Origin of the sequence: Paraburkholderia sp. BCC1885 (assembly GCF_900996235.1) — a bacterium.
Classification (GTDB): Bacteria; Pseudomonadota; Gammaproteobacteria; order Burkholderiales; family Burkholderiaceae; genus Paraburkholderia.
The window spans coordinates 180,263-193,188 of sequence record NZ_CAAJGM010000274.1; the positions used below are offsets into that span (position 1 = coordinate 180,263).

General features: G+C 63.0%; 11 protein-coding genes. 3 read left to right on the forward strand and 8 right to left on the reverse strand.

The window, feature by feature from the left end; all coding sequences use genetic code 11:
* Positions 1 to 73: 73 nt before the first annotated feature.
* The 6 genes from FQ755_RS35640 to FQ755_RS35670 all read right to left on the reverse strand — a co-directional run bounded on the left by FQ755_RS35640 (position 74) and on the right by FQ755_RS35670 (position 7,295).
* Positions 74 to 1,330: a ribonucleotide-diphosphate reductase subunit beta gene (locus FQ755_RS35640; RefSeq protein ID WP_144162690.1), complete on the reverse strand. Its 1,257-nt coding sequence runs from the start codon at positions 1,328 to 1,330 to the stop codon at positions 74 to 76.
* Between the two features lie 271 nt (positions 1,331 to 1,601).
* Positions 1,602 to 1,802 carry a hypothetical protein gene (locus tag FQ755_RS35650; protein ID WP_144162692.1) on the reverse strand — a complete coding sequence of 67 codons (201 nt, stop codon included), beginning with the start codon at positions 1,800 to 1,802 and terminating at the stop codon, positions 1,602 to 1,604.
* Between the two features lie 92 nt (positions 1,803 to 1,894).
* Complete coding sequence (locus FQ755_RS35655; protein WP_144162694.1) at positions 1,895 to 4,903, reverse strand: ribonucleoside-diphosphate reductase subunit alpha; 3,009 nt, start codon at positions 4,901 to 4,903, stop codon at positions 1,895 to 1,897.
* A 541-nt stretch (positions 4,904 to 5,444) separates the two neighbouring features.
* Positions 5,445 to 6,041, reverse strand: coding sequence for a 1,6-anhydro-N-acetylmuramyl-L-alanine amidase AmpD (ampD, locus tag FQ755_RS35660; protein WP_144162696.1), 597 nt, complete (start codon positions 6,039 to 6,041; stop codon positions 5,445 to 5,447).
* Entirely contained in the window at positions 6,038 to 6,361 is a 324-nt protein-coding gene (locus tag FQ755_RS35665) for a PP0621 family protein (RefSeq protein ID WP_144162698.1), read from the reverse strand. The genes ampD and FQ755_RS35665 overlap by 4 nt, the downstream gene beginning before the upstream one ends.
* 7 nt (positions 6,362 to 6,368) lie before the next feature.
* The gene (locus tag FQ755_RS35670) at positions 6,369 to 7,295 is read right to left on the reverse strand and encodes an inner membrane protein YpjD (RefSeq protein WP_144162700.1); all 927 of its coding nucleotides are present in this window, start codon (positions 7,293 to 7,295) and stop codon (positions 6,369 to 6,371) included.
* 81 nt (positions 7,296 to 7,376) lie between these two features.
* Between FQ755_RS35670 and ffh the strand changes: the two genes are divergently transcribed.
* On the forward strand, positions 7,377 to 8,744 hold the full coding sequence (gene ffh, locus FQ755_RS35675; protein WP_144162702.1) for a signal recognition particle protein: 1,368 nt from the start codon (positions 7,377 to 7,379) through the stop codon (positions 8,742 to 8,744).
* A 173-nt stretch (positions 8,745 to 8,917) separates the two neighbouring features.
* Positions 8,918 to 9,469: a hypoxanthine-guanine phosphoribosyltransferase gene (locus FQ755_RS35680; RefSeq protein WP_144162704.1), complete on the forward strand. Its 552-nt coding sequence runs from the start codon at positions 8,918 to 8,920 to the stop codon at positions 9,467 to 9,469.
* A 134-nt stretch (positions 9,470 to 9,603) separates the two neighbouring features.
* Here the strand turns inward: FQ755_RS35680 and FQ755_RS35685 are convergent, their stop codons facing one another.
* Positions 9,604 to 10,203 carry a MarC family protein gene (locus FQ755_RS35685; RefSeq protein WP_144162706.1) on the reverse strand — a complete coding sequence of 200 codons (600 nt, stop codon included), beginning with the start codon at positions 10,201 to 10,203 and terminating at the stop codon, positions 9,604 to 9,606.
* A gap of 12 nt (positions 10,204 to 10,215) precedes the next feature.
* Positions 10,216 to 11,952, reverse strand: coding sequence for a proline--tRNA ligase (locus FQ755_RS35690; RefSeq protein ID WP_144162708.1), 1,737 nt, complete (start codon positions 11,950 to 11,952; stop codon positions 10,216 to 10,218).
* A 299-nt stretch (positions 11,953 to 12,251) separates the two neighbouring features.
* Here FQ755_RS35690 and FQ755_RS35700 point away from each other — a divergent pair, with 299 nt between their 5' ends.
* Positions 12,252 to 12,887, forward strand: a complete 636-nt coding sequence (locus FQ755_RS35700; RefSeq protein WP_260859025.1) for an RNA pyrophosphohydrolase — start codon at positions 12,252 to 12,254, stop codon at positions 12,885 to 12,887.
* The last annotated feature ends 39 nt before the right edge of the window (positions 12,888 to 12,926 follow it).

Consider the following 12,926-nt stretch of genomic DNA (forward strand, 5'->3'; position numbering starts at 1 on the left):
CTCCTAACCATAACTGCCGCGGCCCTTGCCTGCGGCATCCCCATCGACGAATTCATCGGCGACACACCCGGGATTACTCCCAGCTCAGTGCACCGCCGGTCTGATATTCAATGACGCGTGTCTCGAAGAAGTTGCGTTCCTTCTTCAGGTCGATCATCTCGCTCATCCACGGGAACGGGTTTTCCTCGTTCGGGTACAGCGGATCGAGACCGATCTGCTGGCAACGGCGGTTGCAGATGAAGCGCAGATAGCTCTTGAACATCGACGCATTGAGGCCGAGCACCCCGCGCGGCATCGTGTCTTCTGCGTAACGATATTCGAGGTCGACCGCTTGCTTGAAGATTTCGCGGATTTCCGCGCGGAACTCAGCCGTCCACAAGTGCGGGTTTTCGAGCTTGATCTGGTTGATCAGGTCGATGCCGAAATTGCAGTGCATCGACTCGTCGCGCAGGATGTATTGGTACTGTTCCGCCGCGCCGGTCATCTTGTTCTGACGGCCGAGCGCCAGGATTTGGGTAAAGCCGACGTAGAAGAACAGCCCTTCCATCACACAGGCGAACACGATCAGCGAGCGCAGCAGCGTCTGGTCTGTCTCGAGCGTACCGGTCTTGAAGGCCGGGTCCGTCAGCGGATGGATAAAGGGAATCAGGAATTCGTCTTTGGCGCGGATCGAGGAAACCTCGTGATACGCGTTGAAGATTTCGCCTTCGTCGAGACCGAGGGACTCGACGATGTACTGGTAAGCGTGCGTGTGGATCGCCTCTTCGAACGCCTGGCGCAGCAGATACTGGCGGCATTCGGGCGCCGTGATGTGGCGGTAGGTGCCCAGCACGATGTTATTGGCGGCGAGGGAATCGGCCGTGACGAAGAAGCCGAGGTTGCGCTTGACGATGCGGCGCTCGTCTTCGGTCAGCCCGTTCGGGTCTTTCCACAGGGCGATGTCGCGGGACATGTTGATTTCCTGCGGCATCCAGTGGTTCGCGCAACCGGACAGATACTTCTCCCACGCCCACTTGTACTTGAACGGCACCAGCTGATTCACGTCAGTCTGGCCGTTGATGATGCGCTTGTCGGCGACATTCACGCGCGCTTCGGAGACGGCGACCGGAGCGGCGGCGGTTCCTTGAGCGGCAGATTGGGGAGCGGCGCGGGTAACGACGGGAGCGACAGCGATGTCGTTCGCGAAGATTTCCTGAGCCGAGGGAGCGTGAGGAGCGGAACGCGTTGCTGCTTGCGTACCGACAGCCGTTCCCGCAGCGTTGCGCAACTCATTGAGTTGCGTAGCGCTCGAGGGAGTTACGGCAGTGATCTCGTCATCCCAGTTGAGCATAAATGTCACCATCAATTTAGAACGGTTTGTACCATCTTTTCACGAGCGATAAAAGAGTTCGCTGATGAAAAATCCTGTTTTCGATTCGCGTTGCGACCTTCATACAACACTTTGGTCAACAGACTGTCTCTGATGCCTCACGTGAAGCGATCAAAACGTGTGATGTCGAAGTGCTTCGCTCTCTCGAGCGTGCATCGAATCGAAGTGATTTCGATGCACTGCAAACTGTGTTGCGTTAGCTGCCTGAGTGTTCTTTGAGACGCCCTGGCTGTTACTGATTCGTCAGCACGAGCAAGGCGAAGTTCAATGTGTCGTGCGAGCTGGCGAGCCTGAGTGTCTCGCGCACCGGGCGCTTCGTGTCGGGCGCTTCGTGTCGAGCGCTTCGGGTTGCCTGGTAATTTGCTGCCGCGTCGTCGCCGCGCTCGTTACTGCACTCGTTACTGCGGCGATGTTGCTCGCGGTGCTGCTGCATGTCGCTGCATGTTGCCGTTTATTACCCGACGCAAGACGGGTGCCCGCCCGGCCGATGCCTGGATGAAGCACCAGGCATCGGCACGTGTGGTGTTACTGACAAGCCTCACACTCGTCGAAGCCCGCATCGCCCGGACGCATCATGCACACCGGACCATCGGCTTCCGCAGCGGCTTCGACAGCCACGGCCGGCGCTGCCGCCGCCGCTTGCAGACCACCCGACGAAGCGCCGCCGGCAATGCCGAAGCCGCCTGCCGCGCCGCCACCGACGCCGCCCGCACCACCCGAGCCTTCGCTGCCGCCCGAGCTCACCGCGTTCAGCGCGCCGTGCGCCACCGTCGACTTCTCGACGTGCGTGGCCGCCATCGTGCGGAGGTAATACGTGGTCTTCAGACCGCGCAGCCAGGCGAGCTTGTAGACCTCGTCGAGCTTCTTGCCCGACGCGCCGCCCATGTAAATATTCAGCGACTGCGCCTGGTCGATCCACTTCTGGCGACGCGAAGCCGCCTCGACCAGCCACGTTGCGTCGACTTCGAACGCGGTCGCGTAGATCGCGCGCAGGTCGGCCGGAATGCGGTCGATGCGCGAGAGCGTGCCGTCGAAGTACTTCAGGTCGGCGACCATCACTTCGTCCCACAGGCCGCGCGCCTTCAGGTCGCGCACCAGGTAGTCGTTGACCACCGTGAATTCGCCCGACAGATTCGACTTCACGTACAGATTCTGGAAGGTCGGTTCGATACAGGCCGACACGCCGATGATGTTGGAGATCGTCGCCGTCGGCGCGATCGCCACGCAGTTCGAGTTACGCATGCCGTAGGTGGCGATGCGCGAACGCAGCTCCGTCCAGTCCATCGACTCGCTCGAATCCACTTCCACGTAGCCGCCGCGCGCGTCGGCCAGCAGCTTCAGCGTGTCTTGCGGGAGGATGCCGCGATCCCACAGCGAGCCGCGGTAGCTCGAGTAACGGCCGCGCTCCTGCGCCAGTTCCGTCGACGCGTAGTAGGCGTAATAGCAGACCGCTTCCATCGACGTATCGGCGAACGCCACCGCCTGTTCCGACGCGTAAGGCGTGCGCAGCAGGTGCAGGCAGTCCTGGAAGCCCATGATGCCCAGACCCACCGGACGGTGCTTCAGGTTCGAGTTACGCGCCTTGGCGACCGCGTAGTAATTGATGTCGATCACGTTGTCGAGCATGCGCATCGCCACGCTGATGGTGCGCTTGAGCTTGTCGTGGTCGAGCACCAGGGTGCCGTCGGCCTGCGTCTTCAGGTGAGCGACGAGGTTCACCGAGCCCAGGTTGCAGACGGCGATTTCGGCGTCGCTGGTGTTCAGGGTGATTTCCGTGCACAGGTTCGACGAGTGGACGACGCCCACGTGCTGCTGCGGCGAACGGATGTTGCACGGATCCTTGAACGTGATCCACGGATGGCCGGTTTCGAACAGCATGCCGAGCATCTTGCGCCACAGTTGCGCCGCCGGAATCTTCTTGAACAGCTTGATCTCGCCGCGCGCGACCTTGTCTTCGTAAGCTGTGTAAGCTGCTTCGAACTCGGCGCCGAACTTGTCGTGCAGATCCGGGCAGGTGGACGGCGAGAACAGCGTCCAGTCGCCGCCTTCGTGCACGCGCTTCATGAACAGGTCGGGAATCCAGTTCGCCGTGTTCATGTCGTGGGTGCGGCGACGGTCGTCACCGGTGTTCTTGCGCAGCTCAAGGAATTCTTCAATGTCCAGGTGCCACGACTCCAGGTACGCGCACACCGCGCCCTTGCGCTTGCCGCCCTGGTTCACGGCCACGGCCGTGTCGTTGACCACTTTCAGGAACGGCACTACGCCTTGCGACTTGCCGTTGGTGCCCTTGATGTGCGAGCCGAGCGCGCGCACACGCGTCCAGTCGTTGCCCAGACCGCCGGCGAACTTCGACAGCAGCGCGTTTTCCTTCAGCGCTTCGTAGATGCCGTCGAGGTCGTCGTCCACCGTCGTCAGATAGCACGACGACAGTTGCGAGCGGCGCGTGCCCGAGTTGAACAGCGTCGGCGTGGACGACATGAAGTCGAAGCTCGACAGCACGTTGTAAAACTCGATGGCGCGCGCTTCGCGATCAATCTCGTTCAGCGCCAGACCCATCGCCACACGCATAAAGAATGCCTGCGGCATTTCGATCCGCACGCCGTCGTGATGCAGGAAGTAGCGGTCATATAGCGTTTGCAGGCCGAGGTAGCCGAACTGCAGGTCGCGGTCGGCGTCGAGCGCGGCGCCCAGGCGCTTCAGGTCGTACTGTTGCAGCTTTTCGTCGAGCAGCTCGGCTTGCACGCCGCGCTTGATGAAGCTCGGGAAGTACTCGGCGTAACGCTCGCCCATGGCCGCCTGGGTGACTTCCTCTTCGAGGATCTCGCGGCGGATCGTGTGCAGCAGGATGCGGGCGGTGACCTGGCTGTACGCCGGATCTTTTTCGATCATCGTGCGCGCAGCGAGGATGGCCGAGTCGTAGACCTGGCTCATCGGCACGCCGTCGTACAGGTTCTTCACCGTTTCCGCGACGATCGGCTCGGCGCTCACGGCGTCGCCCAGATTCGCGCAGGCGGATTCGATGATGCCGCGCAGCGCCACCATATCCAGCGGACGCGTCACGCCGCCGTCGGTGACGGTGAGGCCAAGCGAGCCGTTGGGCGCTTCGACCGCGTCGTGGCCGCGCTCCTGGGTGCGCTTCTCGCGATACAGCACGTAGGCGCGCGCGACGTTGTGCTCGCCGCCGCGCATCAGCGCGAGTTCGACCTGATCCTGGATGTCTTCAATATGGAAGGTGCCGCCGTTCGGACGGCTGCGCAGCAGTGCGCGCACCACGCTTTGCGTGAGTTGCTCGACCAGTTCGCGCACGCGCGCCGATGCCGCGCCCTGACCACCGTTGACGGCCAGAAATGCCTTGGTCACGGCGATGGCAATCTTCGACGGTTCGAACGACACCACGCTGCCGTTACGACGGATCACCTTGTAGTCGGCGAAGGTCGCTTGCGGGGCGAGCGCTTGCGCGCCTTGTGCCTGGCCGAAGGCCTGGCCAGTGGGTGCGCCCTCGTACCGGGTCGTCACGTTATCGGTGGTTTGCATGTGCAAAGCTCCTGGTCCTGGAAATGTGCGAAGAGAAATCGCGGATTAGTACGAACGCTGCGCCGGCGCGAGCGCAAGCGATGGGGTGCAGGAAAGAGACCGGCCGGGCCGGTTGGCGGGATGCGACAGCGGTGAAGCCAGATTCGAATGGATGATGGTCTTCGTCGTCTGTGTCGCGATCACTTGCCAAGCCCCTTTCCTGAATACTTCTGGACGCCGCCGGTGGTCTTCCGGCCGCGCCGCAAGGATATTTTTTGTGCTGCCGTGAAGGCTTGCGGCGCCTTGCCCGGAGGACCGGGCGCCACAGACTTATCCACGCGCTATGCACTCAGTTATTCACACGGTTATGCACAGCACACCACAAGATATAGTGCGTAACTGAGTTTGTGGCACCAAGTATAGTGGAGATTCGAGACAGTTCAAATTCATTTATTTGGCCTCGCGGGGTTGACTTTTCACATCGCACCACGCGATGCCGCTTCCCGCAGAGCGAGGCTGTGCCTCGCTCTGCGGGCTTGCGGCAAAGTCGCGCAGGGGGGCGTTACGGCGTTTTGGAAAACTTGAGATAGGGGAAATACTGATCCGCGAGCGCGCTGTCCTGCGCGAGACGCGGCCACTCGAAATGAGGACCTGGATCGGTCTTGCGAGTGGGGGCAATGTCGGAGTGTCCGGCGAGCGCCGTGACGGGATAGCGTGCCGTCAGCGCCTTCACGAGTGCACCGAGTGTCTCGTATTGCGCCGCTTCGAACGCGGTGGCGTCGCTGCCTTCCAGTTCGATGCCGATGGAGAAATCGTTGCAGCGCTCGCGGCCGAAAAAATTCGACGCACCCGCGTGCCACGCCCGCTGATCGCAGGAAACGAATTGCTCCAGCGCGCCGTCACGGTGGATCACGAAATGTGCGGACACCCGCACGCCGCGCAGATGCGTGTCGTAGTACGGATGGGCGTCGCAATCGAGACGGTTGAGGAACAGGTCCGCGATAGCCGTCCCACCGAACTCGCCTGGCGGCAAGCTGATGTTGTGGATCACGATCAGGCTCGGCACCGCGCCTTCAGGGCGTGCCTCGAAGTTCGGCGACGGCAGCTTGCGTGCGGCCGTCACCCAACCCTGTGCGTCGATGGTGAAGCCACCGCTCATCGGGCGTCGCGGCCTGTCGGGCGGGTGGCGTGACGCTGCGCGTGCGCGGTGCAGCAGAACGGCTCGCCCGCGACCACGATCGAATCGCTCGCCGGCGCGTGCACGCCGCACTCGACACAGCGGATCATCGGCTCGGGAAGTTGCGGCGCCTTGGCCGCGCGCGCCTGCGCACCGCCGCCGGGCCGCCCGGCCGCCGAGGAAGCACCCGCCCCGCCAGCGGCGCCGCTACGCTGCGCGTTTTGCGCCTCGGAACGGCGGATTGCCTTCACCAGCCATTGGCCGACGACGAACATCAGGATCAGCAGAAAGATTTGTCGCATGAACCGCTCACACTACAGGACGGTGCAACAGCACCTGGAAAACGAAACGGCTGCCGACGTAGGCCAGCAGCAACGCCACGAACGACGCCAGCACCCAGCGCAACGCCGCGCGGCCGCGCCAGCCCGACACCTTGCGAGCGGTCAGGAGCGCACCGAACATCAGCCACGACAGAATCGCAAACACGGTCTTGTGATCGAGCCGCAGCGCGCGGTCGACCAGTTGCTCGCTGAACAGAATGCCCGAGAGCAGTGTCAGCGTGAGCAGCACGAAGCCGGCACTGATCAGGCGGAACAGCAGCTTCTCCAGCGTCAGCAGCGGCGGCAGGGTATCCAGCCAGCTCGACAGCCAGCCGTTGCCGGCTGCGGCGCCCTGCCGCTGCAGCACGCCGCCGCGCATCGCGTGCAGGCGGCGCTCGACCAGCAGCATCAGCACCGCATGCAACGCCGCAATCGCAAACAGGCCGTAGGCGATGTTGGCAATCAGGAAGTGCAGCTTGAACATCGGGGCCGCCGCGTACGACAGCACGTGCACGCCACCAAAGGCGAGCGGCAGCAGCGAAGCCACGCAGGCGAGCGGCAACACCAGCAGTTGCAGGCCGTCGAGCGGAAAGAAAAAACTCTCGATCCAGTAGATGCCGGCGCCGAGCCAGAACATGGCCGAAAGCGCGAACGCGAAACCGAACACCATGGCGTTCTGCGGGAAGATGGTGGTATGCAGCAGCACGCCGTGCGCCAGCAGCGCGATGAACAGCAGCAAGCGCCCCGGCGCGCTGAACACGCCAAGGCCTGAGGCCGCCGGCGCGCCGGCCATGGCCGGCAGCGCCGGCACGCTCTCGAGCACCGGGCGCAACGCGGTGTGCCGGTGCGCGCGCCAGCCCGCGACGGCGAGACCGCCGTACAGGAGCGCAGTGAGGGCATACAGTACAATATCCATATTCGAAGTTTACACTAGGCCCCAGTTCCACGACGTGTCCCGCGTCGCGCCGTTCTCCGGCCGCACAGTTCATCGCTCCCCATGCTCGACAATCTGACTCAACGGATGGCGCGCGTCGTCAAGACGCTGCGCGGCGAAGCCCGCCTCACCGAGGCGAACACCCAGGAGATGCTGCGCGAGGTGCGCCTTGCCCTCCTCGAGGCCGACGTGGCGCTGCCCGTCGTGCGCGAATTCATCGCCAAGGTGAAGGAGAAGGCCCTCGGCGAGGAAGTCATCAGCAGCCTGTCGCCTGGCCAGGCGCTGGTCGGCGTGGTGCAGCGCGAGCTGACTGCGATCATCGGCGGCGACTACGAAGGCAAGGCGGTCGAACTCAACCTCGCCGTCACGCCGCCTGCCGTCATTCTGATGGCGGGCCTGCAAGGCGCGGGTAAAACCACCACGGTCGGCAAGCTCGCCAAGCTGCTGCGCGAGAAGTACAAGAAGAAAGTCCTGACCGTCTCGTGCGACGTCTACCGCCCCGCCGCTATCGCGCAGCTGAAGACGGTGACCGAGCAGGTCGGCGCGGATTTCTTCCCCTCGGAACCAGACCAGAAGCCGGTCGATATCGCGCGCGCCGCGGTAGATTGGGCCAAACGCCATTATCACGACGTGCTGCTGGTCGACACGGCCGGCCGTCTCGGTATCGACGAAGCGATGATGCAGGAAATCGCCGCGCTGCACAGCGAGTTGAAACCATCGGAAACATTGTTCGTGGTCGACGCCATGCTCGGCCAGGACGCGGTCAACACGGCCAAGGCATTTAGCGACGCGCTGCCGCTCACCGGCGTGGTGCTCACCAAGCTCGACGGCGACTCGCGCGGCGGCGCGGCACTTTCCGTGCGCCACGTCACCGGCAAGCCGATCAAGTTCGTCGGCGTCGCCGAAAAGCTCGACGGCCTGGAGATTTTCTATCCGGACCGGATGGCGAACCGGATTCTCGGCATGGGCGACATTCTCGCCCTCGTCGAGGAAGCGCAGCGCGGCGTCGACGTGGAAGCCGCGCAGAAGCTCGCCAACAAGGTCAAGAAAGGCGGCGACTTCGACCTCAACGATTTCCGCGCGCAACTCACGCAGATGAAGAGCATGGGCGGTTTGTCGTCGCTGATGGACAAGCTGCCGGCGCAGTTCCAGCAGGCCGCCGCTGGCGCCAACATGGGCATGGCCGAATCGCAGATGCGCCGCATGGAAGGCATCATCAATTCCATGACTCCCACCGAGCGCGCCAAGCCGGAGCTGATCAAGGCCACCCGCAAGCGCCGCATCGCCGCGGGTGCGGGCGTGCAGGTGCAGGAAGTCAACCGCATGCTGAATCAGTACGAGCAGATGCGCACGATGATGAAAAAGCTCAAGGGCGGCAACCTGCAGAAGATGATGCGCGGCATGAAGGGCATGCTGCCCGGCATGCGCTAAGGCCTGCGGCTCGCCTGGGGTGATGCCCCGAGGCGGATGATCCGGGCCGGCCAGATCTTCTTGACAACCAGGGCGCGCGTTTCGGAACGCGGGTATATGCTGTAGCGCGCGCCGTCGTTCTCGCCGGTTTTCTTTCCTACACTAATGTATACAGCGACAACCCGCCAGACGTCATGAATCGCGAAGAAGCTCTCCACATATTCCGCCACTCCGAAGAAATCGTTTCGGCCCAGGACGTCAGCGCGTCGATCAGCGGAATGGCCGCGGCCATTGCTGCCGAAATGAGCGGGGAGTTTCCGCTCGTGCTGTCCGTGATGGGCGGCGCGGCGGTGTTCACCGGCATGCTGCTGCCGCATCTCGACTTCCCGCTCGAATTCGACTACATCCACCTCACGCGCTATCGCAACTCGACCAAGGGCGGCAGCGAGATGCAATGGCGGGTGGCGCCGGCCGAGTCGGTGAAGGATCGTGTCGTGCTGGTGCTCGACGACATCCTCGACGAAGGCGAGACCATGGCCGCGATCCGCGACCGCATCCTCGCGATGGGCGCGCAGCGCTTCATGAGCGCGGTGCTGTGCGAGAAGATCATTCCGAAGGCCAAGCCGCTGCGCCCGGACTTTTGCGGCTTCGAAGTGCCGGACCGTTATGTGTTCGGCTGCGGCATGGATGCCAAGGGATATTGGCGCAACCTGCCCACGATCCGCGCCTTGACGGACGGCGCGTGAAGCACTTGTAAAGCACGTGCGGCGATAGATAGCGCGGCGGGATCGACCCGCGCGCATAAAAAAAGCGGCCCCTCGGCCGCTTTTTTGTTGCTCGCCGCGCGGCGCCGAACCCACTCGCCACGCGCGGCTTTCACTCACAGCTGATGCACGAAAGACCGGACCCCTCCGAGAATCATCTCCACCGAAATCGCCACCAGCAACAACCCCATCAGGCGCTCGAACGCCATCATCGTGCGCTCGCCCAGCCATTTCTGGATGCGCTCCGCCAGCATCAACACGATGGCGCAGACGAGCATCGTCACCGTCAGCGCGCCGATCCATTCCAGCGTCTTGCCGGGCGCCTGCGAGGTCAGCAGCATTACCGTCGCCAGCGCCGACGGGCCGGCCAGCGCGGGAATCGCGAGCGGCACGATGAGCGGCTCGCCGCCCCTGGTGTCGTTACCGAACGGGCCGTCCGGATGCGGAAAGACCATGCGGATGGCGATCAGAAACAGCACGAGGCCGCCGCCGATCCGCAATGACTGATCGGTGAGATTCATCATTCGCAGAAAGCGGTCGCCGCCCACCATGAACGCCAGCAGGATCGCGAAAGCAATCGCCACCTCCCGCAGGATCACGACCGCGCGCCGCTCGGGCGCCACCCCGCGCAGACAACTGATGAAGAGCGGGATGTTGCCGAGCGGGTCGGTGATCAGCAGGAGCAGGACGGTCGCAGACAGAAAGGTGTACTCCACCGTCCGCTCCGCTTACTTCGCCAGTGCGGCGCGAATCTTCTGCGTCACCACTTGCGCGGCGTCGTCGACCGGCAGCAGCGTCGCTTCGGTGTCGCGGCGGCCCTGATACTCGAGCTTGCCTTCTTTCAGGCCACGCTCGCCAATCACCAGACGGTGCGGCACGCCGATCAGCTCCCAGTCGGCGAACATCACGCCGGGGCGCTCGCCGCGGTCGTCGAGGATCACGTCCACGCCCGCCGCGACCAGTTGCGCGTACAGCTTGTCGGCCTGCTCACGCACGGCTTCGCTGCGGTCATAGCCCATGGGGCACAGCACGACTTCAAACGGCGCGATCGATTCCGGCCAGATGATGCCCTTCTCGTCGAAGTTCTGTTCGATCGCCGCGCCGAGAATGCGCGAGACGCCGATGCCGTAGCAGCCCATTTCCATCGGCTGCGGCTTGCCGTTTTCGTCCAGAAACGTGGCGTTCATCGCTTCCGAATACTTCTTGCCGAGCTGGAACACGTGGCCCACTTCGATGCCGCGGCAAATGTCGATCACGCCCCGGCCGTCCGGCGACGGATCGCCCTTCTGGACGTTGCGGATATCGGCGACGACCGGCTCCGGCAGATCGCGGCCCCAGTTCACGCCGGTGAGGTGGTAATCCACGTCGTTCGCACCGACCACGAAGTCGCTCATGTTGGCGACCGTGCTATCTGCGATCACCTTCACCGGCTTCTTCGTGTTGATGGGGCCGAGATAGCCCGGCGGCGTGCCGAAGGTCGCGACGATTTCCGCTTCCGTGGCCATGCGGAATTCAGCCAGACCCGGCAGCTTGCTCGCCTTGATCTCGTTCAGATCGTGGTCACCGCGCAGCATCAGTAGCCAGATGGTCGGCTCGGCGCCGTCGTTTTCCGTGGCGAGGATGACCGACTTGATGGTGCGTTCGAGCGGGATGTTCAGCAGCTCGGCCACCGCCTCGCACTTCGCCTTGCCCGGCGTGGCGGTCTTTTGCATCTCTTCGGCGGGCGCGGCGCGTTCGGCGATCAGCGGCAGGGCTTCGGCCGCTTCGACGTTGGCCGCGAACTCCGAGGTCGGGCAGTAGGCAATCGCGTCTTCACCGGTATCGGCGATCACGTGAAACTCATGCGAGCCGCTGCCGCCGATCGAGCCGTTATCCGCCGCCACCGCGCGAAAATCCAGACCGAGGCGCGTGAAGATGCGCACGTAAGCGTCGTACATTTTGCGATACGACTCTTTCAGACCGTCCTGGTCCTTGTCGAACGAGTAGGCGTCTTTCATGATGAATTCGCGGCCGCGCATCACGCCGAAACGCGGACGAATCTCGTCGCGAAACTTCGTCTGGATCTGGTAGAAGTTCACCGGCATCTGACGGTAACTCTTGATCTGATTGCGCGCGATGTCCGTTACGACTTCTTCGTGCGTCGGCCCGATCACGAAATCGGTCTGCTTGCGATCCTTGAAACGCAACAGTTCCGGCCCGTATTTCTCCCAGCGACCCGATTCCTGCCACAACTCGGCCGGCTGCACCGCCGGCATCAGCAGCTCGATGCCGCCTGCCCGGTTCATTTCCTCGCGCACGATGGCTTCCACCTTGCGGATCGAGCGCAGCCCGACTGGCAGGTAGTTATAGATACCGCCGGCCACGCGACGGATCATGCCGGCGCGCACCATGAGCTTGTGGCTGACGATCTCGGCGTCAGCGGGGGCTTCTTTCAGGGTACCGATAAAGAAACGGGAGGCTTTCATTCAGATTTTCCAAAAGCGGCGGCGCCGGAGCGACCGCCCGAAAGGTGAAAACAGTGGGGAATTCGACAAAGGTGCGACGAAGACGTCACGAACGCGCGGCCAACCTGCGGACATACCCTTAGGCCGATGCCGCCGCAACCCTGCTGCGGCCATGCCGCTGCGCCGGACGGCCCGCAGGCACAGGCTACCGCAAACGCGCCCCTGTTGCGGCGAATCGTTCCAATCTGGTGCGATCCGGTGCGTCAGGTCCGTTATCTGTTTATAATCAAAGCAATTTTAAAGGATTCGAAGGTGGTTGTATGCTGGATCGTGAAGGCTTTCGCCCGAACGTCGGCATCATCCTCTTGAACGCGCACAACGAGGTGTTTTGGGGCAAACGGCTCCGTGAACATTCCTGGCAGTTTCCGCAAGGGGGCATCAAGTATGGTGAGACCCCCGTGCAAGCGATGTATCGGGAGTTACACGAAGAAACCGGCCTGCTTCCGGAGCATGTCAAGATCATCGGTCGCACGCGCGACTGGTTGCGCTATGAGGTGCCGGACAAGTTCATCAAGCGTGAAGTACGCGGTCATTACCGCGGCCAGAAACAGATCTGGTTCCTGCTTCGGATGGTGGGGCGCGACTGCGACATTTGCTTGCGCGCCTGCGATCACCCGGAGTTCGATGCGTGGCGCTGGAACGAGTATTGGGTGCCGCTCGACTGTGTGATCGAGTTCAAGCGGGATGTATATCAGTTGGCGTTGACGGAACTATCCCGTTTTCTACGCCGTGCTGCGCCGCGTTCGGAAAAACCCGGTGGCCATCACGGGCCTCGCTATCCCCGGATAGCGTCGACCGCGACGGAACTACAGGAGATGTCGGTAACGACCGTGACGGTCGAGACTACGATCAGCACCACGATCGGGTCCGACTGCGGGTCTGACGACACTCCCTGACCCAGCCGGGTCTGCGCGACTAAACCCGGTGCGGCTTTC

What these genes read in the sequence shown, in the direction of transcription:
- FQ755_RS35650 (WP_144162692.1), bottom strand. Translation starts at nt 1,802, where the DNA reads ATGCAGCAGCACCGCGAGCAACATCGCCGCAGTAACGAGTGCAGTAAC.
- FQ755_RS35640 (WP_144162690.1), bottom strand. Translation starts at nt 1,330, where the DNA reads ATGCTCAACTGGGATGACGAGATCACTGCCGTAACTCCCTCGAGCGCT.
- FQ755_RS35680 (WP_144162704.1), top strand. Translation starts at nt 8,918, where the DNA reads ATGAATCGCGAAGAAGCTCTCCACATATTCCGCCACTCCGAAGAAATC.
- ampD (WP_144162696.1), bottom strand. Translation starts at nt 6,041, where the DNA reads ATGAGCGGTGGCTTCACCATCGACGCACAGGGTTGGGTGACGGCCGCA.
- FQ755_RS35670 (WP_144162700.1), bottom strand. Translation starts at nt 7,295, where the DNA reads ATGGATATTGTACTGTATGCCCTCACTGCGCTCCTGTACGGCGGTCTC.
- ffh (WP_144162702.1), top strand. Translation starts at nt 7,377, where the DNA reads ATGCTCGACAATCTGACTCAACGGATGGCGCGCGTCGTCAAGACGCTG.
- FQ755_RS35665 (WP_144162698.1), bottom strand. Translation starts at nt 6,361, where the DNA reads ATGCGACAAATCTTTCTGCTGATCCTGATGTTCGTCGTCGGCCAATGG.
- FQ755_RS35700 (WP_260859025.1), top strand. Translation starts at nt 12,252, where the DNA reads ATGCTGGATCGTGAAGGCTTTCGCCCGAACGTCGGCATCATCCTCTTG.
- FQ755_RS35655 (WP_144162694.1), bottom strand. Translation starts at nt 4,903, where the DNA reads ATGCAAACCACCGATAACGTGACGACCCGGTACGAGGGCGCACCCACT.
- FQ755_RS35690 (WP_144162708.1), bottom strand. Translation starts at nt 11,952, where the DNA reads ATGAAAGCCTCCCGTTTCTTTATCGGTACCCTGAAAGAAGCCCCCGCT.